Raw genomic sequence first — 25,002 nt, 5'->3', positions numbered from 1 at the left:
GGTCTCAGGTTCCGATCACCGCGTTCAGCCCGCTCGCCTGCGTGCGCCAGTCCTGCTGGTTCGGGCTGCCACCGGCCCAGCGCTGACCGATGCGGTTCAGCGCGTCGCGGTCCGCAGCCCACACCGAGTCGGACTGCTGGCGCGCGAACCGTTGGTAGGCGGCGGAGTTCGTGGCCTTCGCCAGGTCGTTCAGGTAGCGCACGAAGATGCCCTTGAACTGCTTCTGGTTGTCGTCGCACGAGTTCGAGCCGACGTCGCACGACTCGGTGAGCACGCCGCCGCGGGTCAGCACCGGGCTCGCGATGGCCGAGTCCGCCAGACGCTTCGCGGTGTCGAGGTATCTGGTGTCACCGGTCGCGCGCCACACCTCCAGGAACCCGCCGATGCCCAGCCCCTGGTTGTAGGTCCACACCGTCTGGCCGTTGTTGCGGCAGTCGCCGGTCAGGCCGTCGTTGACGAGACCCGCCGAGTTGACCAGCCCGCTGCCGAGGTACCAGTCGGCGGCGGTGCGGGCGCGTTGCAGCCACAGGGAGTCGCCGGGCGTGCGGCGGTGGATCGCCGCGGTCAGGCGCAGGTACTGGCCGTTCGTGACGGCGTTCTTGTAGGTGCGTTCGCGGTCCCACCAGACGCCACCGCCGCACGTGCGCGTGTCCCAGTACTGGTGCACGTACGCCGCGATCGTGGTGGCCATGGCGAGGTAGCGCTGGTCGCCGGTGTGGTCGTAGGCGGCCACCCAGGTGAGGCCCCACCAGGCGCTGTCGTCGATCGAACGGCTGATGAAGTTGCCCTCGACCGGGTCAGTGCTGCGCTGCCCCGCCGCGAACGTGCCGCGGTTCACGTCGAACGTGCGCGCGATCACCCAGTCGTAGTCCCGGATCCCGGAGTCCATCACCGCGGACAACGTCGTCGCCGAGTTCCACCAGCTCGTCGGCCACCACGCGGTCGTCGGGTCGTAGGAGTACAGGAGTGCGTCGGCGGCAGCACGCGTCCTCGTCGGCACCGGCCGCGCCCACGCCGTGCAACTGCCTTCCTGGTGCGCCGCCTCCCTTCCGCACGCCCGGACCGCCCCGCCGAAGTGACGGCCACGCGGATCCCTGGTGGCGAACATGGTGGTACGCGTGGAGACGGCACCCGCCGGTGTGACGGTCCGACCCAGCGACGACCCGCCGGGCCAGCTCGCACCGCTGTCCCAGGAGCGGTCGAGCCACACCTCGTCCCCGGCGCCACCGGCCTCGATGCTCGCCCACGCCATCGCGTTCGCGTCGGTGTGCAGCCTGATGACCCGGCCGAACAACGTCGTCGGCGGCACGGGTTGCAGATCCCCGCTGGCCTGCGCGGCACTCGTCCGGTCGCACAGCACGTCGCACACGGTCGGGTAGATCCAGTCGGTGCACGTCACCGCCGCGGCGTCACCGCACGCGCGGATCAGGCCGCGCCGGTGGTGGCCGGGGTCGGTGATGTTGTACATCAGCGTCCTGGTGCCGGTCCACGTGCCGGGGATGCTCGCCCTGCCCAGCAACCCCTCCCAGCTAGCGCCGCCGTCCCACGACCGGTCGAGCCACACCGAGTCACCGGCCACGCCGTTGTCGATGCTGCCCCACGCCATGCCGTCGCGGTCGGAGACGTGCAGGACCAGGCGCCGGCCGTTGATCTGCTTCTCGGGCACCGGGAAGATCTCCTGCGCGGCGCGGGAGGGGTCGAGGGTGTCGCAGGACAGCACGCACACCACGGCCGCCGCCGAGATGGCCGACGAACTGGGTGGGCTGCTGGGAGGCGGGACGGCTGGCTGGGAGCCGCTGGGCTGAGAGCCGGTGGGCTGGGAACTGCCGGGCTGAAAGCCGCTGGACTGGGAACTGCTGGGCTGGGAGCTACTGGGTGGAGAACTGCTGGGAGGTGGGTTGCTGGGCGGAGAACTGCCCGGTGGAGCCGAGACCGGTGCCAGCACCATCAGGAAGGCCACGACGAAGTTCAGCAAGCCGACCACACTCCCCGCGCTCGTGGGAACGCTCTCATGGTCTTGGCTGCCGAACTTCCCGGTCAATGGGGTGGCCGGATCATGTCCAGGACAAGCTCACGGCCCTCCGCGGCCATGCTCTCCAGCCCACCCACGGCAGGCCAGCCCACTTTCCCGACACGCCAGCCCGCTCTCCCGGCACGCCAGCCACCGCCCAACCCCTGCACCCCAGCCCCAGCCCCAACACGGCAGCCCTAGGCCACGCGGAGCACCAGCTTTCCCTTCCAACTGCGACCGGCGAGCACCTCCACCCCGCCCTCCAGGTCTTCCACCCGGTCGACGGACGCGCGCAGCCGCCCCTCCCCGACCCACCGCGCCAGCACGGCCAGGTCCCGGTCGAGCCGCCGGTCCTCGTGCAGCAGCAGGAACGTGCGGATGTCCCGCCGCATCCGGTCCCACTCGCTCAGCAGGAGGTCCGGCGGCATCAGCACGTCGTGACGGGCCGCTCGGCCGACGCTCACCAGCACACCGTTGCCGTGCAGCATCCCGAAGGCGTCGACCAGCACGTCGCCGCCCACGTTGTCGATCACACCGTCCACTCGGGACGATGCGGCCGACGGGCGGTCGACCACCTCGGTCGCCCCCAGCCGCCGCAGTCGTTCGGCCTGACCGAGATCCCTCGCTACCGCCACGACCTCCGCGCCCGCCACCGCACCGAGTTGCACGGCGTACGCGCCCACCGCACCGGTCGCACCGGTCACGAGCACGCGGCGGCCGAGGACCGGGCCGATCTCGCGCAACGCCCGCAACGCCGAGCCCGCCGCCACCGGCAGGGTGGCCGCGTCGGCGAGGTCCACGCCGTCGGGCACGGGGGCGAGCCACTCGGTCGGGGCGGCGCGCAGTTCCGCCCAGCCGCCGGACGCGGCGAAGGTGGTCACCCTCGTGCCGCGGGCGGGGCCGGTTCCGTCCGCCGCCTCACGTTCCACGACACCGGCCGCCTCCCAGCCGACGACCAGGCCTGCCGGTGCCCTGTCGACCTCGGCGAGGTCACCGGGGTTCACCGAGGCGGCGTGGACGCGGACCAGCGCCTCGTTCGGCGCGGGAACGGGTTCGGGCACGTCAGCGAGCCGGATCCGGCCGGGCGCGCTGTCCTCTACGACGATCGCTCTCATGCTCTCCAAAGTGGCACACCGTGCCATAAGGCGCAACGTGCCACGTGACACCCGGTGCCGCTAGACTGGGCCGGTGGAACAGATGGGGCTGCGCGAGCGCAGGAAGGTCGAGCGGCGGGGCGCGATCGTGGCGGCCACGCTGGAGCTGTGCACCGAGAACGGTTTTGACGCCACGACGGTCGACGCCATCGCCGAACGGGCGGACGTGTCGCGGCGCACCTTCTTCCGCTTCTTCCCCGCCAAGGAGAACGCCGTCATCGCGCTGGACGACGACCTGTTCGCCACCGCCATGGACCTGTTCGAACGCTCCGCGCGCACCGCACCGGCCATCGAGCTCGTCGGCGAGGCGCTGGCGGAGGCCACCACGCGGTTCGACGACGACTGGCACGCGCGGTTCGTCCTGGCGGCGCGGCTGCACGACTCGGTGCCCGGCATCGAGGCCGTCGGACTCGAACTCTGCGCCAGGACCGTGAGCCAGTTCCGCGCCCACCTGCTCCCCCGGCTGCACAAGGCACCCGAGCACGTCCTCGACCTCGCGCTCGAATCCGCCGTGTCCGCCTGGCGCCTCGCCCGCGCCGAGTGGCTCCGCGCCGCCGACCCGAAGCCCGCAGCTCTGCGGAAACTGGTGCGCCGCAACGTCAAGGCGCTCACCGAGGCCACCACGCTCGTGGCGACGACCGGGTGATCACTGCTGGGCTGCGAGAGCGTCTCCCAGCGGCGTGCGGCGGTAGAGCACGGAACGACCGGAGCGCGCCTTGCCGAGCAGGCCCGCCCGGAGCAGGACGGCGAGGTGGTCGCCGACGGCGCCGGGTGCCATGGCGAGGGTTCTCGCGAGCTGGGTCGTGCTCGCCGGTGCGTCTAGTGCGGCCAGCAGCTGTGCCCGTGATCGGCCGATGAGGTCGCCGACCGCGCCGGGATCGGCGGGCACACCCGGTTCCCAGAGCGCCGAGATGCCGCGCGCCGGGTAGACCAACGCGCGTGGCCACGGGCTTTCGGTGTACGCGGCGACGTTCGGCCACACGAACACCGACGGGATGAGCAGCAGGCCCTCGCCCCGCAGGTCGACCGTCGCGTTCGCGGCGCGCAGCCGGATCTCGATCGCGCCGTCGTGCCAGCGCATCCGCGGGTCGAGCCCGGCGATCGCGGCGGCCCAGCCCTCTCTGCTCAGCAGGCCTGCGCGGTGCACCACGTCCCGTTCGAGGATCGCGCGCAGCCGCACCCAGTCCTCGGCGAGCAGCTCCCGCCACGCGATCTCCAGCACGTCCGCGACCCGTGCGACGACGTCACGCCCGCGCAGGACCGACAGGACCTTCCGGTCGTCGGTGGGACGGCGGCGCAGGCACTCGGCGATCTCGTCGCGCGCCAGCGACAGCGGTGTGGCGCGCACCGCCTCCAGGTCGTCGCCGATGGTCTGGGCGAGGCTGCGCGGCGGCGGCGCGACGAAGTCCGGTCCGTAGTGCGGCACGCACAACGCCAGCACCGCGTCCAGCTCGGTGTCCGCGCGCAGCCGCCGGTAGACCGGGCGCAGGCGGTCGGACCAGTCGCGCGGCATCGGCCTGCCCTCGGCGCCGGACAGCCTGCGCAGCAGCTTCTCCAGCTCCAGCAGCGGAGCGATGGCGAACCGGCTCGCCACCAGGTCTTCAGCACCCGCGGTGAACCTGAGCACGACCAGACCTTACGCCCGCACACGAATCTCTCGCACTCCGAACAGGACGGTCGGAGGCTGGGCACCATGTCCACCACCGATCGCGTGACGTTCAGGCACGTGCTGCTCCGTCCCGTGTTCCGCGAGTTGCTGGCCACCCGCGCGATCGTGATCACCGCCGACGTCCTGCGCACCGTCGCGCTGTCGACCGCGGTCTTCAGCAGCACCGGGTCACCGCTGCTGGCCGCGCTCGTGTTCGGCCTGGCGTTCGTGCCGCAGGCGTTCACCGGGGTGTTGTTCGGTCCGCTCGCCGACCGCGTCCGGCCGCGCACGCTCATCGTCACCTCCTACCTGCTGACCGGCGCCGCCACGGGCCTGCTCGGCCTCGTCACGCCGCCGACGTGGGTGGTGCTGACCGTGATCACGCTCGTCGGCTGCCTCGGCCCCGCCCTGAACGGCACCGCCGGGCGGCTGATGGCCGACGTGCTCGACGGCGACGCCTACGTCATCGGGCGCTCGGTGATGTCGATGGCGATGTCGTGCGCGCAACTCGGAGGGCTCGCGGCCGGAGGAATCGCGGTGGCCGCGGTCGGCACCTCGAACGCACTGCTGATCAGCGCGGGCGCCGTCGTCGTGTCCGCGGCCGCGGTGCGACTGCTGATGCCCGCCCTGCCCGCCGTCCCCGGCTCCGGCAACGTGGTCCGCGAAGGCCTGTCGGGAGCACGGCGGCTGCTCGCGGACCGCACGACACGGGTGCTGCTGCTCGCACAGTGGCTGCCACCGGCGTTCGTCGTCGGCGCGGAGAGCCTGATCATCTCCTACGCCCTCGCCCGCGGCTTCACGACCACCGCCGCCGGACTCATGCTCGCCGCACTGCCGGTCGGCATGATCGTCGGAGAGTTCCTGGTCGCCCGCTTCCTCGCCCCGGACACCCGCAGGCGGGCGGTACCGGCACTGATCGCCCTGCTCGGCCTGCCCCTGCCAGGACTCGCGTTCGACGTGCCGGTCGTGGCCTGCTGCGCGCTGCTCGCCGTCAGCGGGGCGGGGTTCGCGTTCAGCCTGGGCATCGCCGCGCAGTTCCGCGACGCCGTCCCCGAGGCGCGGCGCGGCCAGTCGTTCACCCTGCTGTCGGCCGGCCTGATGACCGCCCAGGGCATCGGCCCCGCCGTCTGGGGCGGGCTGGCCGAGCTCGTCCCGATCGGCCACGCCATCGCCTTCGCCGGGGTCTGCACGGTGCTGACCGCGGCGGCTCTGCGTCCCGCACTCAGGTGACCCCCGGGGTGCCACCACCCCGGGGGTCGTGCGTCACACCAGCCAGACCGGTTCGCCGGTCACGGCCTCCGCGATCGCGGACAGCGGGATGACCGTCCACTCCGGACGGAATCGCTGCTCGTGGCACACCTCCAGCACCGCGCGGTCCAGCTCGACGGCGGTGAGCAGCACACCGTCCGGCCGCAGCTCCGGCGACACCTCGAAGTAGCCGTCGCAGAACGCCTTCCGGTTGCGCGCCAGCCACCGCGCGGCCCTGGGCAGCAGGGTGGTGGCGTCGTCCGCACCGACCAGCAGCTGCGCCGCCGCGTAGTGCAACGACCTCAGCGCGGTGGCCACGTCGTGCTCGGCGGGGCGCGGCCGGACGCGTTCCGCGGCGCCACCGTGAGGCTCGCCCTCGAAGTCGACGAGCACCCACGCGTGCGGCGAACGCAGCACCTGGCCCAGGTGCAGATCGCCGTGCACCCGCTGCGGCCGGACCGGCTCGCCGGACTCCAGCACCGCGTCGTACCGGGCGCGCAGGCCCGCCTCGAACCCGGCCAGCGCGGGCACCTCGGTCAGCGCGTCGTCCAGGCGGCGGTGCAGGGCCGCGACGAACTCGACCCGCTCGTCCGGCCCCGCCGTCCGCACACCGAGCGTCTCGCGCAGGTCGGTGTGCACGCGCGCGACGGCCCGTCCCAGCCTGGCCGCCTCGGAGGCGAAGTCACCACCCGCCGCCTGCGGGTCGTCGTCGGGTCCGGCGAGGAAGTCCCGCACGCTGGCGGTGGCCATCGGCCAGCCGAGCGCGCCGAGCGGCACGAACTCGTGCAGCACGGCGAACGTCGTGCGCACTCCGTCCAGATCGGACTCCAGGGCACCCTGCGGCGGCGCGATGTGCGGGTCGTCGACCGACTGCAGGGCGTTGTGCAGCACGAGTTCCGGGTTGTCGCCGGGCTCCAGCTCGCGGAAGAACTTCAGCACGTGCCGCCGGCCGTAGACGACCGAGAAGTTGCGCTGCGGTCCGGGGAACGGTCGTCCCACCGGCGCGTCGGTGTACCTCGGCGGCAGCGCGCCGCGGAACCGCAAGCCCTCCACCTCGGCGGACTTCTCGAAGTGGTCGAGCAGCACGGCGGTCAGCTCCGGGTCGTACACCGCCTCGTACGCGTCACGCCCACCCGCGACGCCGATCCGCGCGTGCGTCAGCCGCTCGGGCAGCTTGTCGCGCAGGCCCAGCAGCACCTGGTACCGGCGTCCGTCGGCCGCCAGCACGACGTGGACCAGCGCCGGGTCGCCGTCGCGCAGGACGGTCGCCCGCTCGCAGGTGACCGGCCCGCGGCCGCGGAACCAGTGCTGCGCCTTCAGCCAGCGCTCCAGCTGGTCCGGCGCCGGGACGACCTCGACGGCCTCGCTCGTCGTCACTTCTTGTCGCCACCTTCCACGTCGGAGGTCAGCTGGAACCAGTAGAAGCCGTGGCCGGGCAGGGTGAGCTGGTACGGCAGCTCGCCGATCGCCGGGAACCGCACCCCGCCGGTGAGCTCCACCGGCACCGCGCCGGCGTGCTCGGACAGGTCGAGCTCGACGGGCTGGGGGAAGCGCGAGAGGTTGTTGACGCAGAGCACCACGTCGGCGCCGAGCGTGCGCTGGTAGGCGAGCACGGTGGGGTTCGAGCCGCCGAGCTCGGTGAAGTCGCCGTGACCGAACGCCCTGTGCTGCTTGCGCACCTCGATCATGTGCCGCGTCCAGTTCAGCAGGGACGACTGGCTGCGGGTCTGCGCCTCGACGTTCAGGCCCTGGTAGCCGTAGACCGGGTCCATGATCACCGGCAGGTAGATCCGGCCGGGGTCGCACGACGAGAAGCCCGCGTTGCGGTCCGGGGTCCACTGCATCGGCGTGCGCACGGCGTCGCGGTCCTGCAGCCAGATGTTGTCGCCCATGCCGATCTCGTCGCCGTAGTACAGAACGGGCGAGCCGGGCAGCGACAGCAGCAGCGCGGTGAACAGTTCGTGCTGGTTGCGGTCGTTCTCCAGGAGCGGGGCGAGCCGTCGGCGGATGCCGATGTTCGCCTTCATCCGCGGGTCCTTGGCGTACTCGGAGTACATGTAGTCGCGCTCTTCGTCGCTGACCATCTCAAGCGTGAGCTCGTCGTGGTTGCGCAGGAAGATGCCCCACTGGGCGTTCTCCGGGATCGCCGGCGTCTGCGCCAGGATCTCCGAGATCGGGAACCGCGACTCGCGCCGCACCGCCATGAAGATCCGCGGCATCAGCGGGAAGTGGAACGCCATGTGGCACTCGTCCCCGCCCACCGACTGGTCGCCGAAGTACTCCACGACGTCCGACGGCCACTGGTTCGCCTCGGCGAGCAGCACCCTGCCGGGGAACTCGTCGTCGACGACCTTGCGGCACTTGCGCAGGAAGTCGTGGGTCTCGGGCAGGTTCTCGCAGTTCGTGCCCTCGCGCTCGAACAGGTACGGCACGGCGTCGAGGCGGAACCCGTCGATGCCGATCTCCAGCCAGAACCGCAGGACGTCGAGCATCGCGTCCTGGACGGCGGGGTTGTCGTAGTTGAGGTCGGGCTGGTGGCTGAAGAAGCGGTGCCAGAAGAACTGCCCGCGCACCGGGTCGTACGTCCAGTTCGACGACTCCGTGTCGACGAAGATGATCCGCGCGTCGGAGTAGGCGTCGTTGTCGTCGCTCCACACGTAGAAGTCGCCGTACGGCCCGTCCGGGTTCTGCCGCGACTCCTGGAACCACGGGTGCGCGTCCGAGGTGTGGTTGAGCACCAGGTCGGTGATCACCCGGATGCCCCGGCGGTGCGCCTCGTCCAGCAGGTGCACGAAGTCCTCGACCGTGCCGAACTCCGGCAACACGCCGCGGAAGTCGCTGATGTCGTACCCGCCGTCGCGCAACGGCGAGCCGTAGAACGGCGGCAACCAGAGGCAGTCGACGCCCAGCCACTGCAGGTAGTCCAATTTGGACGCCAGGCCGCGCAGGTCTCCCGTGCCGTCACCGTTGGAGTCGCAGAAGGCGCGGACCAGCACCTCGTAGAAGACCGCGCCCTTGAACCAGTTCGCCTCGTGCTCCATGGCACCTCTCGCTCGCACCTCGTCGGGATTGCGGCAGAGTGAGGCACAGCGGGTGCGAAGATCAAATCGTTCACCTGACAGTGTGAACCCGTTGAGGCCAACGGGTTTCACACGGCGCGGCTCAGCGGACGCGCTCTCCCGCGACCCAGACGGCGGCGACGTTCCGCGTGGCCGTGACGTCCGCCGACGGGTCGCCGTCGACCAGCACGAGGTCCGCGCGCATCCCCTCCGCGATCACCCCGCGGTCGCCGAGGCCGAACGTCCGCGCGGCCAGCGACGTCGCTCCCGCCAGCGCCTCGACCGGGGTGAGCCCCGCGGCGACCAGCAGCCCGAGCTCGTGGTGCAGGGACTCGCCGTGCTTAGGCGCGAACGGCGCACCCGGTGTCGAGTTCGCGTCCGTCCCCGCCAGCACCCGGATCCCGGCGTCGCGGAACTTCGTCACCGTGTCCCGCGCGTGCTCGTAGCGGAACCCGGCCCCCGCGAACGCCTTCGCGCTGCCCTCCATCATCGTGAGCGTCGGCACCGACACCATCCCGATCTCCCGCATCCGGGCGATCGTGTCGTCGTCGAGCACGGCGTCGAGCGGCGCATGCGTGCTGACGTCCGCACCGGCCTGCACCGCGATGCGGAACGCGCCCGTGGTCACTGAGTGCGCGACGACGAGGAGCCCGTGCTCGTGCGCGGCCTCGACGAGCGCGTTCACGGTCGCCTGGTCCATGCCCTCCGGCGGCGCCGCCTCCGTGACGATCTTCAGGTAGTCGGCCCCGTCGGCGACGCGCCGTGCCACGAACGCCCGCGCCTCCCCTGGAGTCGTCACGATCCCCTCCGCCGGGAAGCCCGGCATCCGGGCTTGGTGACCACCCGGTCCGACGGCCGGGATCGTGGCGCTCAGCACCTGCGCCACGCCCTTCTGCCTCCGCATCTCGTCGACGAACGCGATCGGCCACGCGGCCATGTCCAGCACCGTCGTCACCCCGGCGCGGGCGAAATCCTCCAGTTCGGTCCGGCCGCGCACGACGTGCACGTGGGCGTCGATCAGCCCCGGCAGCAGCACCTTGCCCTCGCCGTCGACCACGGTGCCGGCGCCGTCACCCGACACCGTCTCCCCGAACACCACCCGCCGCGGCGCGCTCACCGCCGTGCCGTCGAACACCCGCACGTTCTCGATCGCCGTCGTCATGACCCCTCCTCGATTTACCTTTAGCGAAAGCTATCACAAAAGCAGTCGGGTAGGCTTCCCCCATGCCGTCGCCCCGCGAGCTGTCCTCGCTCTCACTCGCCCAGCACGCCGTGCGGCTCCAGACGTTGCTGGAGCGCGTGATCGTCGACGTGCTCAAGAAGCACGGGCTGTCCCGCGGCGAGCTCGACGTGCTCGGAGCGCTGGCCGCGAACGGCGACGCACGGCCCCAGGAGCTGTCCTCTCAGCTGCTGCTGACCACCGGCGGCCTGAGCAACATCCTGCGCAGGCTCCAGGCCGACGGGCACATCACCCGCGAGACGAACGCCACCGACGCGCGGAGCAGCATCGTGCGCCTCACCGAGCAGGGCACGGCCATCGCGCGCGAGACGGGAACGGCCGTCAGCGAGGCGATCGCCCACGCCCTCGGCACCGTCGACGAGTCCGTGCTCGACACGGCGGCCCAGCACCTCCACCGCGTCCTCGTCGACCTCGACGAGGACGCACCCGTGCACCGCGACCTGCCGTGGTGACCGCTCACGGGGCTTTCATGACGGCGTCGATCGCCTTGCCGAGCTGCGCGTACTTCTGCGTGTACAGGACCGGGAACACGCCGGGCGGATCGGCCGGACGGACGGGGTCGGCGTAGTCCATGCCGAGGTTGCCGAACACGACGACGATGTAGTCCCGCTTGTCCCTGCCGGGCAACGACTTCACGATGCCGGCGTCCGAACCGGACGTGTTCGTCCAGCCCGTCTTGTGCGCGAACGTCACCTCCGCGCCCTCGTTGCACGGCCGCACGTCCCGGTCGTAGACCGCGCCGCCGACCGTCACGGTGCCGTCCGGCTCGACCCACCGCGACGGCACCTGCTGCGGGATGCCCTGCACGGGGTAGTCGCGGCCGCACCAGTTCGACGTGGACAGCATCTCGTTGTGCCCCTGCCCCGCCAGCGTCTCCAGGAAGAACGTCCGCGACGCGGGCGAGAGCTCTCCCGCGGTGACCGGTTTGCCCTGGTCCGTCGTCCACAGCACGTCCGCGCCGCCGTTGATCAGCAGCAGGAGCTTCGCGGTGTCGAGGCCGCTCATGTTCGCGCCTCCCCAGCTGCCGCCGTTGCCGGGGAGGGTCCCGGTGAGCATCAGCGTCGGCAGGCCGAGATCGGCGAACGTCTGGTTGAGGTGGTCCACCGCGTTGCGATCGTGCAGCAGCTTGACCAGCGCGCACGTGGACTCGTTCTGCGACTTCGTGATCATCTCGTCGAAGAGCTGCCGGACCTTCTTCACCGACGCCCCGCCGCACACCTCACGCGCCGGGTTCGGCTCGTAGGCGTAGTCGGCGTCGAGGTCGACCAGACCCCGATCCGCCAGCCTCAACACGCCGAAGCCCACCAGCAGCTTGAGGACCGACGCCGGGTAGGGCGAGGTGAAGTCGATCGGCGCGTTCTCCCTGCCGGGCAGCACGTCTCGCGTGCCCACACCGCCGCCGACGTCCCACTCGCGGTCGTTCCACCAGCGGTAGCGGACCTGCGTGGTCGACAACCCCGGGATGGCGATCGGCACGACCACGCCGTTCGGGTGCTGGGGGCTGAGCAGCACGTTCGCCACCGTCGTCGGCCGGCCGGCGGGGTCGAGCCCGATGACCGCCACGTCCAGGTTCGGCGTCTGGTGCAGCGGTTTCCCCTCGGCGCGTGACCGGGCGCGGTTCACCAGCTCGGCGGGCGAGGGATCCTCGCGCTGTTCCAACGCGGGCGCATCCGGCGGGCTCAGGTCGAGGACGTCCTTGAAGTTCTGCGCCACGACCGCCTCGCGCAGACGCTCCGCCGGCGGCACCTCCGCACCCGCCGCCGGAGTCGCGGAGGCGGCCACCACCGCGCACAGCACGCCGATCCACTTCTTCCCAGCCCCGCTCATGCCCTGAGGGGTTCTCCGGTGCGGTTCGCGATCTCGTGAGGTGAGCTCAAACCGCCGGATCAGGTGAGATTGAGTTTGGTCAACACTGAAGCAATAGTGCTAATGCGTGACTGTCGGTCACGCGTGCTTTGCTAGCGTCGATCCACTCTCCTAGACCTGGTGGGAACGACCGTGTTCAACGCTGATGATCTGCCCGCCTTCGACCCGCCGGAGTTCGAGTCCGAGGACGAGGACGGCGAGGAGCGGCCGCCGTTGCGCGGCACCACCGCGCCTCCCGCTGGACTGCACGACGTGGACTGGGCCGCCCTCGAAGACGCCTACGACACGGCTCACGAGACGCCGTTGTTCATCGAGGCGCTCACGAGCGACGACGCCGGCGACCGGAACTTCGGCGTGTACGGCCTGTACGCGGCCACCACGCACCAGGGTTCGGTCTACACCGCGTCCGAGGCCGCGATCCCGTTCCTGGCCGGGCTGGTCCGCCGGAACAACACGATGGCGCTGATGTTCCTGGCCAGGATCGCGGTCGGCGAGACGCACTTCGTGACGAGGCCCGACGACGTCCGCAGGGCCACGAGCGAGTACGCCGGAGCCGTCGCGGAGTTCGCCGCCGACGTCGAGGCGATGTGGGCCCGCACCGGCGACGACGAGGCGTTGCGACTGCTGGTGCTCCTGAGCCGCGAACCGGAGGAACTGCCGGCCCTCACCTCGGACGCGACCGCGGGCCTGTGCCTGGCCCACGGCTTCCTCGCCGCACGGGACAACGGGGTCGCCCCCGGAGTCGCACGGCGCACCGACGCGCGGGTGGATCACGTTGCCGCGGCGCGGGATCTGATGGCGACCAGCCCGTCGCTCCACGTGCGGGCCGCCGCCGCGGCGTGCCTCGTCTACTCAGGATTCGCCGACGACGACTCGCTGGCGTTGCTCCACCACCTCGCGCAGGGCGAGTACCCGGTGCACGACGTGTGGACGGGCGACCTCGCCGACCTCGCCGCCGCGGCGTGGACCTTCGGCACCGACGACGACGGACTGCTCACCGCGCCCGGCAACGGCCGGCCGAACCTGCACTCCCGGCTGCTCGAACGGATGGCACGGCAGTTCCGTCCCAGCGCCGAGCGCTACCGCCCGTTGTCACCGGAGGAGCTGACGGCGGCCCAGCGCACCACCCTGGAGACCGCGCTGCGCTCCTCACCGGGCACCATCACGGGCGCGGACGCCGACTACCTGTGGGTCGACGTCCCGGGAACACTCGACGCGGCCCACCGGTTGCTCGGCACCTCGACCGGCGAGCTGAACCGGCGCACCTCCCGCGGCCTGCTGTGGTTCGTGCTCGAAGACGCCCTGCTCGCCCGGAACGACGAGAAGTCCGCACTCGCCGCCCTGGCCGAGGTGGACGCGTGGGACGCGCTGGGCGAGGTGTTCAGCTCCCGGCGGCCGGACAGCGCGGAGGAGTCGATCAGCCTGACCACGCGCCACTTCCAGGGCGACCGGCGCGAGGCCGCCGTGACACTCGCGCTGTGCTCCGTCTTCGCTGACGCCCTCGCCGGCCACCGCCCGCAGGCGGAGGCGTTCCTCGACGGCTGGTTGCCGACGGTGTCCGAAGTGGACGGCTACGACCTGGCGTTCCGGGTACCCGGCCAGCGCATCGCCACCGCGCTGACCGCGCTGGCCCGATCGGGCGGGCTGCCGGCGCGCTTCCACCCCATGATCAAGCCTTACCACCACTTCCCGGAGTACTCCACGGTTCCGTTGCCGCTGCTGCGCGAACTGGCGGAGGTGCTGCCGGAGGACGTCCGCGCCGCTCGTCTCGCCGAGTGGCAGGAAGCCGACTAGCGGCCGTCGACGGGCCGAAATCCGGTGGACCCCCTCGATAGGGTCTGGGTTCAGGGACCGGATGTGGAGCAGATGTCGACCAGCGAGACCACCACGGGCGCTTGGCGCATGCTGCGGACCAACGGTCCGCTCCGCGCCCTGTTCACCGCACGAACCGTGTCGTACGCGGGCGACTCGCTGAGCATGGTCGCGTTGATGCTCCACGTGGCCAACTCGACAGGGCAGGCCATCGCGGTGGCGTTGTTGCTGCTGGCGGGCGACTTCGTGCCGTCGCTGATCGCGCCGCTCACCGGCGCGATCGCCGACCGGTTCGACCTGAAGAGGGTGATGATCGCCTGTGACGTCGCGCAGGGCGCGCTGGTGCTGCTCATCGCGTTGTCACTGCCGCCGTTGCCACTGCTGCTGACGCTGGTGGCGGTGCGCGCGATCGCGGGCCAGATCTTCATGCCGGCGTCCCGTGCCGCGGTGCCCGCGATGGTGCCGGGCGCGCACCTGGAGACCGCGAACTCCGTGATCGGCTTCGGAGCGAACACCGCCGAGGCCGTCGGCCCGCTGATCGCGGCCGCGCTGCTGCCGTTCCTCGGCGTGCAGGGCGTGCTGGTCGTGGACGCCGCGTCGTTCTTCCTGTCCGCGCTGGTGCTCACGACGGTGCGTTCGATGCCCCCGGTGCCGGACCCCGGCCGCGACGACGCCACCCTGCTGGAGCAGGCGAGGTCAGGGCTGGGCTACATCGCGAGGACCAGGGCGATCCGGATCATCACCCTCGGGTTCTGCGCGGTGGTGGCGTTCAACGGCGTGGACGACGTGGCACTCGTGCTGCTGGCCAAGGAGACCCTGCGGTCCGGTGACTCGTCCGTCGGTCTGCTGCTCGGTGCCGTCGGCATCGGCCTGCTGATCGGGTACGCGCTGCTCACCCGCTACGCCTCGAAGGCGTCCGTGGTCGTGCTGCTGATCGGCGGGTTCCTCGTGAGCAGCGCGGGCAACTTCCTGACCGGGTTCGCCTGGGCCGTCACGGCCGCGTTCACCGTGCAGGCGATCCGCGGCCTGGGCATCGCGGGCATGGACGTCGGCTCCAGCACGCTGCTGCAACGGATGGTGCCGCCCGCGATGCTCGGCCGCGTGTTCGGCAACCTGTACGGCACCATCGGGTTCGCCGCGGCGTTCTCGTACGTCGGCGGCGGTCTGCTGCTCGACGCCACCTCCGCGCCCACCACGCTGATCATCGCGGGTGGCGGCGGCATGCTGTGCACCCTGCTGGTGGCGATCTTCCTGCCGCGGGCGTTGAAGGCGCATCACGACTGACCGGTCGAGGTGATCGCCTCGACGACCGCCGCGACCGGTGGCGTGACGGCTCCGGGCAGGCGGGCCACGAGGACCCGGCGGATCTCGGGTGGCGCGCCCTCGACCCGCAGCGCCATCACCCCCGGAGGAACGACCGCCGAGAAGCGCACCGGAATCGTCGTGACCCCGAACCCGCCCGCGACCAGGTGCAGCTTCGTCAGCCAGTCCCGCGCGCTGTGGACCACACGAGCCCGGCCCAGGCCCGGCCAGACGCCGAGCAGCGGTTCCGCGCTCGACGACGGACTGGCGATCCAGGGCACCGCGGCCAACTCGTCGACGTGCACGGACGTGCGGCCCGCGAACACGCCGGTGGCCGGTGCCGCCACGACGAGTTCGGTGTCCTCGACGGTCGTGACGTGCAGGCGAGGCGACTCCCCGTCCGGCGGCCGGTGCGGCGGACGGGAGGTGAGCACGGCGACGTCGATCGCACCGCTGCGCAACGCGCGGCCGAGGCCGGGCGTGGTTCCTTCGCGGGTGATCACCTGGACCTGGGGCGCCGTCCTGGCAAGTCGGGCCAGCACGGCGGGCAGGACCACCGGTCCGGCGCTGGGGACCAGTCCCAGCCGCACCTGCTCCGTGCGGGGCGCCTCACCGGTCAGGTCGCGCCCGGCCGCGTCGACCGACTCCAGGATCGTGCGCGCGTGGCGGAGCAGCGTCAGTCCGGCCTCGGTGAGCCGCACGCCGTCGGTCCGCCGTTCGAACAACGTGACCCCGGCGCTGCGTTCGAGGGCGATCGCCTGCCGTGACACGGCGGACTGCGTGTAACCCAGCTGTGCGGCGGCCGCGGTGAAGCTGCCCGACTCGGCGATCTGGCAGAGCACCCGCAGGTTCGTGCTCGACAGGTCCATGCCGACCAGGCATACCAGAGATGCTCGATCCTCGCTTCCCGCATGCCCCGGCCGCACCTAGCGTGGCGGAGGACTCCCAGAAAGGCTTTCCCATGCGAGCAGCCACATTGACAGCGTTCGGCACTCCCCTTGTGGTGCACGACGTTCCCGATCCGACGCCCGGCACCGGCGAGGTTCTGGTCGAGGTCCTGGCGACCTGCGTGCCGCCGTACGCGGACGAGGTGTTCAGCGGCGAACGGCGCTACCCGCTCGAACCACCGGTCGTGCCGGGCGTCGGAGGCATCGGCCGCGTGCTCCACGTCGGACCGGACGCGACCAGGCTGCAGAAGGGCGACCTGGTCTGGTGCGACTCGACGGTGCGCGCCCGCGACGACGCCCTGACCCCCGACATCACGTTGCAGGGCTGGAGCTCCCGCGGCGAGGGCGGCGCACGGCTGGCCCGCCACCTGCACGACGGCCCGTTCGCCGAGCTCATGCGAATCCCGACCGAGAACGCCTACCGCCTGCCCGCCGGAACGACCGACCTCGCCCGCTGGTCCGCGCTGGCCGTGCACACCATCCCGTACGGCGGACTGCTGGCCGGTCAGCTCGCCGCCGGCGAGACGGTGCTGATCAGCGGCGCCACCGGCAACCTGGGCAGCAGCGCGGTGGCCGTCGCGCTCGCCATGGGCGCGGGCCACGTGGTGACCCCGGGACGCAACCGGAAGGTCCTCGACCTGCTGGTCGACCGGTTCGGCGCACGGGTGACCCCGGTCGAGCTCACCGGCGACGAGGACACCGACCGCGCAGCCATGGCCGCGGCCGGTCCCGTCGACCTGGTGCTCGACCTCCTGCCGCCCGAGGCACCCAGCTCGGCGGCCCGCGCGGCGGCGATGACGGTGCGCGAGTACGGGCGGGTCGTGCTGATGGGCGGCGTCGGCATGCTCGGCGGCCCCGACCTCGCCCTGCCGTACCCCTGGATCATGCGCAACTCGGTGACCGTGCGCGGCCAGTGGATGTTCCCCCGCACGGCGAACGTCGGCATGATCCGGCTCGTGGCGACCGGTGCGCTGGACCTCTCGCCGGAGCGGATCACGCGGTTCGGGCTCGACCAGGTCAACGAGGCGGTCGCCCACGCGGCGGCGCACGGCGGGGCGTTCGAGCGCACGGTTCTCGTGGTCCAATGACAGGTGGACCGAGGGGGACGCGATGGGGGCCAAAGGGTTCTTCGGAGCGACGCGTGCGCATCGCCGCACCGCACGGCTGGCCGACCTGATCGGGGCGAGGCAGGGCGAGGTCATCAGGGAACGGCGCTACGGCGGCCGGGGCCCGCAACCGTCGCCGAGCCGCGCGATCGTGACGGTCCGGAAGGGGCCGATCAACGACGTGTTCCCGGGGCAGCTGGACGCGGTGGTGGCCGCGGGCTACCCGCTGCCGACGCCGGTGCCGCACAGGTGCGGCCCCGGAGCGATCTTCGAGCGCACGGACGACCTGCCGCGCGTCGAAGTGACCGCGTTCCCCGCGGGGACGGAGTTCGTCGAGGGCGGCGGTGACGTCGTGCCCGACGGGCACACCGGCATCGTCGTCGACATCAGCACCTGACGCGCCGGCGCCGGCCGGTCAGTCCCGGTGTGAGCGCCAAGCCAGGAACAGCAGGCCCGCGAACACGCCCGCGCACACCACGGCGCCGAGCGCCACCACCGGGACGGACGACCACGTCACCCCGGCGATCACGACCAGCAGGCCGCACAGGTAGACGAGGAGACCGCCGAGCAGGCGCATGGTCCGGCCGGACAGGAACGCCAGCACGGACGGCCTGGTGAGCTTGGCCGCGAACTTCGGGTCTTCGGCGAACAAGCGCTGCTCGATCTCCTCGAGCTCACGCTTCTCGTGGTCTGCCAGCGCCATCGCGGACCTCCAGGTCTGCCGTGCTCCGTCTCCACTATCGCTCCAGTCCCGGCGCCCATCAAGGGCGCCGGGACCGGAACGGTCAGATCATTCCTCGCCGAAGGCGAAGTCGTCGCCGCCGTCGTCCTCGAAGACCTCTTCCAGGACCTCGCCGACGACCATGCCGCCGACCACGCCCGCCGCGCCCGCGGCGACCATGCCGCCGATGCCGGGACCGCTGCGGTGGCCGTGGTGTCCGTGCTGGTCGTAGCCGTGGTGACCGCCGTAACCGTGCTGCTGGTGACCACCGTAGCCGGGCTGGCCGAACGCCGGGTTGTAGCCGCCGCCGTGCCCGCCGCCGAACGCCGGGTTGTGGCCGCCGCCGAACGCCGGGTTCGCGTGGCCGCGCTGCGCGACCTGGGCGAGCCAGCCGTTGATGGCCGACGCCCAGTCGGTGCCCTGCGCCTCCTGGTGCGAGACGCGGAAGTGACCGAACGCGTCACCGCCCGAGGAGAACATGCCGCCGCGCTTGTCCGCTTCGAGGATCACGTACAGCTCGTGCGGGCTGGCGACGAACGTCAGCTCGACCTGGCTCACCGCCCCGCCGAACTGCGCCGGCGGGAAGAACTCGATCTCCTGGTAGAAGCCGAGCTCCTGCGGAACGCCGTGCAGGCGGCCGGCCTCGACGTCCGCGCTGCGGAACTGGAAGCCGAGCTGCCCGAACGCGTTCAGCACGGCGTCCTGCGACGGCAGCGGGTGGATCAGGACCGGGTCGAGGTCGCCCTTGTCCGGGGCGCCCGCGATCACGAGCTCGGTCCGCACGCCCACGGTCATGCCGGGCAGCTGGCCGCCGCCGACCGCGGTGATCGGGGTCTCCCACGGGATCGGCAGCTGGAACGGGATCGCCTGCAGCTGTCCGGCGGGCACGCGCACGCCCTGCTGCACGACCATCCGGAAGAACTCCGAGACACCGCCGTACTCGTGGTCGCCGTGCTCCACCTCGACACGTGTGACGAGCGAGAGCACGACCTGGCCGATCTCGGCGTCCGCACTGCCGCCCTGGATCCGCACCTGCCCGGTGACGAGCTGGCCGGGGGCGGCGTGCGGTGAGTCGAGCACGGTGTCGACGGACGGTCCGCCGACACCAAATGCGCCGAGCATCCGCTTGAACAAGTCTCCTCCTGCGGGGACTGGGGTTGTCAGTTCCGCACCGCAACGCGCGGCGCGTCGGTCTCGTCGTCGAAGTCGCCGATGAGCTCTTCGAGCAGGTCTTCCAGTGCCGCGATGCCGACCACGCCCTCGTCGCCGGACACGAGCGCGAGCTGCGCCCTGTCCGCCTTCATCGCGGTGACGGCGGCGGCGACGGGCATCGAGTCGGGCAACGTCAGCACCGGGGCCATGAGTTCCCGTGCCTGCGGGTCGTTGCCCGCGGCGGTGGCGCGCATCGCCTCGCGGATGTGCACCAGGCCGACGAACTCGCCGCCCTCGTTCCTGACCGGGAAGCGCGAACGTCCACAGTGGAGGCTGCTCTGCTCGATCTCCCGCGCGGTGGTGTCCTCGGTGACCGTCGAGACCTCCTCGATGGCCACCATGACCTCGCGCACCGTCGTCTTCTGCACCTGGAGCATGCGGGTCAGCAACCGTTGCTGTCCCTCGGGAATCAGGCCGTGCTCACCGGACTGGCGCACGAGCATGCGCAGGTCGTCCGGCCGGTGCGCCTGCGCGAGCTCGTCCTGCGGCTCGACCTTCATCAGGCGCAGCAGGCCGTTCGTCGTCGAGTTCAGGCCGCTGAGGATCCAGCGGACCGAGTGCGCGAACGCCCGGAACGGCAGGGCCAGCAGCAGAGCCGACTTCTCCGGGTGGGAGATCGCCCAGGACTTCGGCGCCATCTCGCCGACGACCATGTGCAGGAACACCACCAGCACGAGGCTGAGCGTGAACGCGATGCCGTAGGCGAACGCCTCCGGCAGGCCGAGCAGCTGCAGCAGCGGGTCGAACAGGTCCGCGACCGCCGGCTTGGCCAGCGCGCCGAGCCCCAGCGTGCACAGCGTGATGCCGAGCTGGGCGCCGGCGAGCATCAGCGACAGCTCGCGCACACCCGCCACGGCCGCGCGGGCCGCACGTGAGGTCTCCGCGTCCTGCTCCAGGCGGTGCCGCTTGGCCGCGATCAACGCGAACTCGGCCGCCACGAAGAAGGCATTGAGCGCCAATAGGACCACGGAGATCCCGAGTGCCGTTCCGATGCTCATCGGGCTTCCTCCCGCATCCGCACGGTCAGCACGACGGTGTCCGGCACGTTGCGCGTCACCGCGCCCACGAGCAGGCTCACGTCGCCGACCTCGATCTCGTCTCCCACCTCGGCGGTCCGGCCGAGCCGGTGCAGCAGGAGGCCGGAGACGGTGTCGTACGCGTCGTCCTCGGGCAGTTCCACGCCGGTCGCGTCCTCGATCTCGTCGAGCCGCATCCGGCCTGGCACCTGCCAGCGGGAGTCGTCGACGCGTTCGATCGCGTCCTCGACCAGGTCGTCCTCGTCGTGGATCTCCCCGACGAGCTCCTCCGCCAGGTCCTCCAGCGAGACGATCCCGGCGAACCCGCCGAACTCGTCCAGCACGCACGCCAGCTGGCGCCGTTCGGTGCGCAGGCGCTCCAGCACGGCGGGCAGCGGCAGCGTCGCGGGCACGACCAGCGCGGTCGAGGCGATCTCGCCGATCGGCGTGACCGGGCGTTGCTCCGGCGTGAGGGTCAGCACCTCGGCCAGCCCCACGACGCCCTGGATGTCGTCGACGTCCCTGCCGACGACGGGGAACCGGGAGTGGCCGGTGTCGAGCAGCTCGACCACGCGGGACGCCGGTTCGTCGAACCGCACCGAGTGCACGTTCACGCGGGGCGTCATGGCCTGCTCCGCCACGAGCTCGCGGAAGTCGAGACCGCGGTCGAGCAGCTGGGCCAGCTCCGGGTCCAGGTGCCCCTGGTCCCCCGCGTCGCCGACGATCTGCTTGAGGTCCTCCGGCGTCGCGCCCTGGGGAAGCTCCTCCACGGGCTCGATGCCGATCGAGCGCAGCAGCCTGTTGGCGGTCGCGTCGAACAGGCGGATCACCGGACCGGCGATCTTGAGGTAGACCAGCGTCGACGAGCTCAGCCACTTCGCGAGGGCCTCCGGCTTGGCGATCGCGAGGTTCTTGGGCAGCAGCTCGCCCAGCACCATCTGCACGATCGTCGCGAAGATCAGCGCTGCGGCCATGGCCAGCGGCACGCCGAACGACTCGGGCAGCCCGAGCAGGTTCACGAGGCCCGTGCCGAGCAGCGGTTCGGCGACGTAACCGACCAGCAGCGCGGTGACGGTGATCCCGAACTGGGCACCGGAGAGCATGAACGACAGCTTCTGCGTCACCCGCAGAGCGCGGTCGGCGGCCTTGTCACCCGCCTCGCTCATCTGCTGCAGCCGACCGCGGTCGACCGCCATGTAGGCGAACTCCTGGGCGACGAAGTAGCCGGTGGCGGCGGTCAGCGCCACGATCGCCAGCAGGCCGGAGAAGATCAACATGCCGCACCCGCGGCACTCGGAACGATTCGCCGGGCTCGCCCCGGCGTACTACTGCAGCCGTCTACGTCGGCTTCATCAGGCATGTTTCCAACAGTAGCACGTGGCACTGTATGGTTGCTGAAGAGGAGGTGCACGTGAGCGAAGCTCTGCTCAAGATCGGTGAACTCGCCGCGCGAGCCGGCGTCAGCATCCGCACCGTCGACTACTACACGACGTTAGGGCTGATCAGCCCTGCCCAGCGCACCGCGTCCAACTACCGCCTCTACTCCCCCGCCGACATCGACAGGATCCACCTGGTCCAACGTCTGGAAGTCCACGGAGTTCCCCTGGACGAGATCTCCACGGCGCTGACGGCCCGCCAGGCCGACGTCGCGGCCATCCTGGACCGCATCGACGTCGACCTGCAGACCCTCCAGACGGCGGCGGACGGCGCGGCCCCCGAGATGCAGGGCCTGCTCGCGGTGATCGCGACGCGCGTGCACTCGTTGATCACGATCGCCCTGCAGATCCCGCCGGACACGCTGCTGCCCTAGCCGTGATGTCGTTGCCTCTGCTGAGCGACCGACCACTCTCGCGACCTGAGCACTAGTCGCACTCGTAGCCTTCCGGACGGACCACAACACAGGTGGGCACCTTCTGGGTCTGCTGAAGGTCCTCGACGGCGAGAATCGAGATGGGCCTGGTCTCGCCAGAGCGGTTCGTGCTGAAGTCGAGCTTGCCGGACTCCCCTTCGTAGCACTTCTCGTCCTTCGGGCCCTTGTCCTTCTGCGGGCACGGCAACTCCCGCAGTTCCTGTGTGATCGCCGCGCGGTTGGGCGCGCGACCACTCGGTTCTTCTCGATTGCGACGCTTGTTCTCCTCGACCGCGCGCAGGAACAGTCCGGCGCCGTCGTAGGCGATACCGACCCGCTCGCCGATCCACGGTACGGAGTTCCCGGCCAGCGCCTTCCCGAACTGCTGCCACGCCACCCCATCATCGTCTGAAGCACTGCGCAGACGTCGCAAGATGGCACACAGAGGTCTCGCATCGGCATCAGAAGTGAAGCAGTCGCGATTCTGGGAAATCACCAGGCCACCCAGAGAGACGTAATAGAGTTTGACTTTGCTGTAATTGGTTTCGTTCGCACGCGCACGCCGGGCTACGAATCGAGCCACCGCGTCGTCGCCGACGAGCTGCGGCCGGTTTCCCTCCTTGCACGTGTCCAGCACCTTGCGGAGAAAGCCCTCGAAGTCGGTCTCCCTGCCGACGAAGAACGCGACCTGATCAGCCCCGCAGCGAGGCGCGACCGTGTCCGAGCTGCCAGACCACTCCGCGAACTGCGTGACGTTGACCTTCTCCAGATTTTCCCGCAACGAGTTCAGATAACCGTCGTCGGCGAAGTTCTTGGGCGTGTAGCCGGTGATCTTGGCCGGGTCCCCGGCAAAGGCGACGACCAGTTCCGCCTGTGCGCGGTTGCCCGCGACGAGCTGGAAGTAGACAGGAGAACGGCCGGCCAGCCCCTGCCCGGTGAGCGACGTCGCGATCACCGGCACCCCGAGGTCGCCCAGGGCACCGATCGCGCTCTCCGTCTGCTTCACCGTCCGCCCCATGCCGACCACGCCCATCACGGTCTGGTCGTCCTGGAACAGCGGGGTGAGGTATCGGTCGACCACGTGACGCGCCTGGGTCATCTTGTACCCGCCGTTGGCGATGATGATCCGGAGCAGGGGCGGGGAGCTGTCGCTCAGCACGTTGCGCTGGTACTGCTGAGCAAGCAGGCCGGTCAGTTCCTCGCTGATCGAGTCCGCTGTGCCCAAGGCGTTCTCGGGGCTGGTGAGCTCGGAGAAGTACACGATGCTCACGATCGGCCGGTCCGGTTTGGCCGCGTGCAACTTCTCGGCCTTCCTGTTCTGCTCGAAGACCGCGAGTTGTGCCTTGCGCAACATCTCGTCACGACCGAAGACCTGGGCCGCTCCGTCGCTGAGGCCGACGCACTCGCCGTCCTGCCCGCCGACCCACTCGACGGCCACCGCCGCCCGAGGCGACGGCAGGCAGTCCTGGACGATCCCGGTCCACAACCACGGGCCGCCGGCGACAGCCGCCACACCGAGCACGATGACGAGCGCGGTCGCCAGGAACGATCGGCGAACGAGCAGCGGGACCGCCGGCGGGCGCATCGGTCCCGCCGTGTACCAGGCCGACTCGTCCGCGTCGCTCGGCGGCGGGCCGGACTCGGCCGGGTCCGGCAACGCGAGACAGATGAACCGCGCGTCGTCGCGCAGCGCCTGCCTCCGCGCGGGCAGATCGTCGTACCAGGCCTGGAGTTCGTTCTGAGCCCGGCTGACGGGCTTCGGCGGACCGCTCGCCGCCAGCCAGTCCGGCTGGCGCGCCGAGGTGGCGACGACGAGCATCGGGTCGTGCTCGGTGGATTCGTTGCGGACGTCGTTGATCAGGCGGAGCAGTTCCCAACCGCCGTTGTCCTCGGTGATGTTCTCCAGCAGCACGAGGGTGTACGCGGTACGGCGCCAACGACGCAACCTGACGGTGCCTGAGCCGTAGGCGACGCGGAGGTCCTGGAGGAAGGAGTGGACGAGCAGTTTCTTGATCTGCTCGAGGTTCTCCTCGGTGCGCCTGCCGACCGTCAGCCGCTCGGCGAACCCGGTGAAGTTCGTGGAGTGCCCCGGCATGGTGAACGGCTGTCTCATCAGCCAGCGCGGCTCCTTGCCCAGCCCCTTGGACCACAACCAGAACCGCAGTGGGCGGTGCCATGCGACCAACAGCGCCATCGCGATCTTCGCCACGGCCGACTGCCCCGCCACCGCGTCAGTCAGTCCCAGATCCGGCCCGGCCGCCCGTTCCCAGGCGTGCCAGCGGCGCAGCATCGTCCGCATGTCCTCGCGCTCATCGCGGTTCTCACCCGGAGGGAGTCTCTGGCCGGTGAGCCAGTCCGTGAGCCGGTAGCGCCGGAACCTGCTCAGCCGCCGGCTGCCGAACCTGTCGGCCATCAACCTGTGCCGGAGCTCGTCCAGCAGCGGGAGCAACGGCTGGTCGCGAAGGGTTTCCTCCCAGCGGGCGGCGACCTGTTCTCCCGCGACCTCGGCGTCGACGAACGCGTACGGGATCCGAGATCGCGCGGCACCGTCCAGGTGGTCTTCCAGCTCCTGGAGCACGGGGTTGGCCGTGTCGCCCCGCACCAGGCAGATCAGGGGCACCGGCCGGTCACCCCGGACCTCGTAAGGGGTACGACGTGACCATCCGGGGCGTCGCAGAAGGTCGCGAACCACCGCGAGCAGGGCATTGACCCCGCGGAACACTGTGTCGGGCAACGGACTCCACTCGACTCTTCAGAGCGCACGACATGACCGGAATGGCGCCCCATTTGCGGGCTGCGGGTCAGGCGGCT

General features: G+C 71.0%; 21 protein-coding genes. 8 read left to right on the top strand and 13 right to left on the bottom strand.

Going from position 1 to position 25,002, the window contains the following annotated elements; translation table 11 throughout:
- Positions 1–4: 4 nt before the first annotated feature.
- Positions 5–1,720, bottom strand: coding sequence for a glycoside hydrolase family 76 protein (locus tag ACFWN2_RS01795; protein WP_382424193.1), 1,716 nt, complete (start codon positions 1,718–1,720; stop codon positions 5–7).
- Positions 1,721–2,208: 488 nt separating this feature from the next.
- The gene (locus ACFWN2_RS01790; RefSeq protein ID WP_382424192.1) at positions 2,209–3,126 is read right to left on the bottom strand and encodes a zinc-binding dehydrogenase; all 918 of its coding nucleotides are present in this window, start codon (positions 3,124–3,126) and stop codon (positions 2,209–2,211) included.
- Positions 3,127–3,208: 82 nt separating this feature from the next.
- On the opposite strand from ACFWN2_RS01790, the gene ACFWN2_RS01785 reads away from it, so the two are divergent.
- Positions 3,209–3,811: a TetR family transcriptional regulator gene (locus ACFWN2_RS01785; RefSeq protein WP_382425571.1), complete on the top strand. Its 603-nt coding sequence runs from the start codon at positions 3,209–3,211 to the stop codon at positions 3,809–3,811.
- Here the strand turns inward: ACFWN2_RS01785 and ACFWN2_RS01780 are convergent, their stop codons facing one another.
- Complete coding sequence (locus tag ACFWN2_RS01780; protein ID WP_382424191.1) at positions 3,812–4,792, bottom strand: DUF5937 family protein; 981 nt, start codon at positions 4,790–4,792, stop codon at positions 3,812–3,814.
- A gap of 66 nt (positions 4,793–4,858) precedes the next feature.
- Between ACFWN2_RS01780 and ACFWN2_RS01775 the strand changes: the two genes are divergently transcribed.
- Complete coding sequence (locus tag ACFWN2_RS01775) at positions 4,859–6,043, top strand: MFS transporter (RefSeq protein WP_382424190.1); 1,185 nt, start codon at positions 4,859–4,861, stop codon at positions 6,041–6,043.
- A 33-nt stretch (positions 6,044–6,076) separates the two neighbouring features.
- Here ACFWN2_RS01775 and ACFWN2_RS01770 read toward each other — a convergent pair whose 3' ends face one another.
- The 3 genes from ACFWN2_RS01770 to ACFWN2_RS01760 all read right to left on the bottom strand — a co-directional run bounded on the left by ACFWN2_RS01770 (position 6,077) and on the right by ACFWN2_RS01760 (position 10,282).
- A complete protein-coding gene (locus ACFWN2_RS01770; RefSeq protein ID WP_382424189.1) occupies positions 6,077–7,438 on the bottom strand; it encodes an aminoglycoside phosphotransferase in 1,362 nt (453 codons plus the stop codon).
- Complete coding sequence (gene treS / locus ACFWN2_RS01765; protein ID WP_382424188.1) at positions 7,435–9,102, bottom strand: maltose alpha-D-glucosyltransferase; 1,668 nt, start codon at positions 9,100–9,102, stop codon at positions 7,435–7,437. The genes ACFWN2_RS01770 and treS overlap by 4 nt, the downstream gene beginning before the upstream one ends.
- A 121-nt stretch (positions 9,103–9,223) precedes the next feature.
- Positions 9,224–10,282 (bottom strand): amidohydrolase family protein, encoded by a 1,059-nt coding sequence (locus ACFWN2_RS01760; protein WP_382424187.1) that lies wholly within the window; start codon positions 10,280–10,282, stop codon positions 9,224–9,226.
- A gap of 62 nt (positions 10,283–10,344) precedes the next feature.
- On the opposite strand from ACFWN2_RS01760, the gene ACFWN2_RS01755 reads away from it, so the two are divergent.
- On the top strand, positions 10,345–10,812 hold the full coding sequence (locus tag ACFWN2_RS01755) for a MarR family winged helix-turn-helix transcriptional regulator (RefSeq protein ID WP_382424186.1): 468 nt from the start codon (positions 10,345–10,347) through the stop codon (positions 10,810–10,812).
- A 4-nt stretch (positions 10,813–10,816) separates the two neighbouring features.
- Here ACFWN2_RS01755 and ACFWN2_RS01750 read toward each other — a convergent pair whose 3' ends face one another.
- Complete coding sequence (locus ACFWN2_RS01750; RefSeq protein ID WP_382424185.1) at positions 10,817–12,187, bottom strand: serine hydrolase; 1,371 nt, start codon at positions 12,185–12,187, stop codon at positions 10,817–10,819.
- 159 nt (positions 12,188–12,346) lie between these two features.
- Between ACFWN2_RS01750 and ACFWN2_RS01745 the strand changes: the two genes are divergently transcribed.
- Together ACFWN2_RS01745 and ACFWN2_RS01740 are read left to right on the top strand one after the other, a co-directional pair.
- The gene (locus ACFWN2_RS01745) at positions 12,347–14,020 is read left to right on the top strand and encodes a hypothetical protein (protein WP_382424184.1); all 1,674 of its coding nucleotides are present in this window, start codon (positions 12,347–12,349) and stop codon (positions 14,018–14,020) included.
- A gap of 72 nt (positions 14,021–14,092) precedes the next feature.
- Positions 14,093–15,322 carry an MFS transporter gene (locus tag ACFWN2_RS01740; RefSeq protein WP_382424183.1) on the top strand — a complete coding sequence of 410 codons (1,230 nt, stop codon included), beginning with the start codon at positions 14,093–14,095 and terminating at the stop codon, positions 15,320–15,322.
- On the opposite strand, the gene ACFWN2_RS01735 is transcribed toward ACFWN2_RS01740, so the two are convergent.
- A complete protein-coding gene (locus ACFWN2_RS01735) occupies positions 15,313–16,209 on the bottom strand; it encodes a LysR family transcriptional regulator (protein ID WP_382424182.1) in 897 nt (298 codons plus the stop codon). The genes ACFWN2_RS01740 and ACFWN2_RS01735 overlap by 10 nt on opposite strands.
- Before the next feature lie 92 nt (positions 16,210–16,301).
- Between ACFWN2_RS01735 and ACFWN2_RS01730 the strand changes: the two genes are divergently transcribed.
- Complete coding sequence (locus ACFWN2_RS01730) at positions 16,302–17,375, top strand: alcohol dehydrogenase catalytic domain-containing protein (protein ID WP_382424181.1); 1,074 nt, start codon at positions 16,302–16,304, stop codon at positions 17,373–17,375.
- Positions 17,376–17,397: 22 nt separating this feature from the next.
- On the top strand, positions 17,398–17,790 hold the full coding sequence (locus ACFWN2_RS01725) for a hypothetical protein (RefSeq protein ID WP_382424180.1): 393 nt from the start codon (positions 17,398–17,400) through the stop codon (positions 17,788–17,790).
- 18 nt (positions 17,791–17,808) lie between these two features.
- Here the strand turns inward: ACFWN2_RS01725 and ACFWN2_RS01720 are convergent, their stop codons facing one another.
- From ACFWN2_RS01720 to ACFWN2_RS01705, 4 genes are all read right to left on the bottom strand, one after another.
- Complete coding sequence (locus tag ACFWN2_RS01720; RefSeq protein WP_382424179.1) at positions 17,809–18,096, bottom strand: DUF3040 domain-containing protein; 288 nt, start codon at positions 18,094–18,096, stop codon at positions 17,809–17,811.
- Positions 18,097–18,183: 87 nt separating this feature from the next.
- Positions 18,184–19,248, bottom strand: coding sequence for a sporulation protein (locus tag ACFWN2_RS01715; protein WP_382424178.1), 1,065 nt, complete (start codon positions 19,246–19,248; stop codon positions 18,184–18,186).
- A gap of 26 nt (positions 19,249–19,274) precedes the next feature.
- Complete coding sequence (locus tag ACFWN2_RS01710) at positions 19,275–20,324, bottom strand: hemolysin family protein (RefSeq protein WP_382424177.1); 1,050 nt, start codon at positions 20,322–20,324, stop codon at positions 19,275–19,277.
- Positions 20,321–21,619: a hemolysin family protein gene (locus ACFWN2_RS01705; RefSeq protein ID WP_382424176.1), complete on the bottom strand. Its 1,299-nt coding sequence runs from the start codon at positions 21,617–21,619 to the stop codon at positions 20,321–20,323. The genes ACFWN2_RS01710 and ACFWN2_RS01705 overlap by 4 nt, the downstream gene beginning before the upstream one ends.
- Positions 21,620–21,753: 134 nt before the next feature.
- Between ACFWN2_RS01705 and ACFWN2_RS01700 the strand changes: the two genes are divergently transcribed.
- A complete protein-coding gene (locus ACFWN2_RS01700) occupies positions 21,754–22,152 on the top strand; it encodes a MerR family transcriptional regulator (protein ID WP_089924898.1) in 399 nt (132 codons plus the stop codon).
- A 52-nt stretch (positions 22,153–22,204) separates the two neighbouring features.
- Here the strand turns inward: ACFWN2_RS01700 and ACFWN2_RS01695 are convergent, their stop codons facing one another.
- On the bottom strand, positions 22,205–24,811 hold the full coding sequence (locus ACFWN2_RS01695) for a hypothetical protein (protein WP_382424175.1): 2,607 nt from the start codon (positions 24,809–24,811) through the stop codon (positions 22,205–22,207).
- Positions 24,812–25,002 lie beyond the last annotated feature (191 nt).

Source organism: Lentzea sp. NPDC058436, from assembly GCF_042721515.1.
GTDB lineage: Bacteria > Actinomycetota > Actinomycetes > Mycobacteriales > Pseudonocardiaceae > Lentzea.
This window is presented reverse-complemented; position numbering and strand designations above follow the sequence as displayed.

Bases quoted from the DNA above. Each gene is read 5' to 3' on its own strand.
- ACFWN2_RS01785 (WP_382425571.1), top strand. From the start codon at position 3,209: ATGGGGCTGCGCGAGCGCAGGAAGGTCGAGCGGCGGGGCGCGATCGTG.
- ACFWN2_RS01775 (WP_382424190.1), top strand. From the start codon at position 4,859: ATGTCCACCACCGATCGCGTGACGTTCAGGCACGTGCTGCTCCGTCCC.
- treS (WP_382424188.1), bottom strand. From the start codon at position 9,102: ATGGAGCACGAGGCGAACTGGTTCAAGGGCGCGGTCTTCTACGAGGTG.
- ACFWN2_RS01760 (WP_382424187.1), bottom strand. From the start codon at position 10,282: ATGACGACGGCGATCGAGAACGTGCGGGTGTTCGACGGCACGGCGGTG.
- ACFWN2_RS01720 (WP_382424179.1), bottom strand. From the start codon at position 18,096: ATGGCGCTGGCAGACCACGAGAAGCGTGAGCTCGAGGAGATCGAGCAG.
- ACFWN2_RS01790 (WP_382424192.1), bottom strand. From the start codon at position 3,126: ATGAGAGCGATCGTCGTAGAGGACAGCGCGCCCGGCCGGATCCGGCTC.
- ACFWN2_RS01725 (WP_382424180.1), top strand. From the start codon at position 17,398: ATGGGGGCCAAAGGGTTCTTCGGAGCGACGCGTGCGCATCGCCGCACC.
- ACFWN2_RS01705 (WP_382424176.1), bottom strand. From the start codon at position 21,619: ATGTTGATCTTCTCCGGCCTGCTGGCGATCGTGGCGCTGACCGCCGCC.
- ACFWN2_RS01740 (WP_382424183.1), top strand. From the start codon at position 14,093: ATGTCGACCAGCGAGACCACCACGGGCGCTTGGCGCATGCTGCGGACC.
- ACFWN2_RS01710 (WP_382424177.1), bottom strand. From the start codon at position 20,324: ATGAGCATCGGAACGGCACTCGGGATCTCCGTGGTCCTATTGGCGCTC.
- ACFWN2_RS01735 (WP_382424182.1), bottom strand. From the start codon at position 16,209: ATGGACCTGTCGAGCACGAACCTGCGGGTGCTCTGCCAGATCGCCGAG.
- ACFWN2_RS01730 (WP_382424181.1), top strand. From the start codon at position 16,302: ATGCGAGCAGCCACATTGACAGCGTTCGGCACTCCCCTTGTGGTGCAC.
- ACFWN2_RS01750 (WP_382424185.1), bottom strand. From the start codon at position 12,187: ATGAGCGGGGCTGGGAAGAAGTGGATCGGCGTGCTGTGCGCGGTGGTG.
- ACFWN2_RS01755 (WP_382424186.1), top strand. From the start codon at position 10,345: ATGCCGTCGCCCCGCGAGCTGTCCTCGCTCTCACTCGCCCAGCACGCC.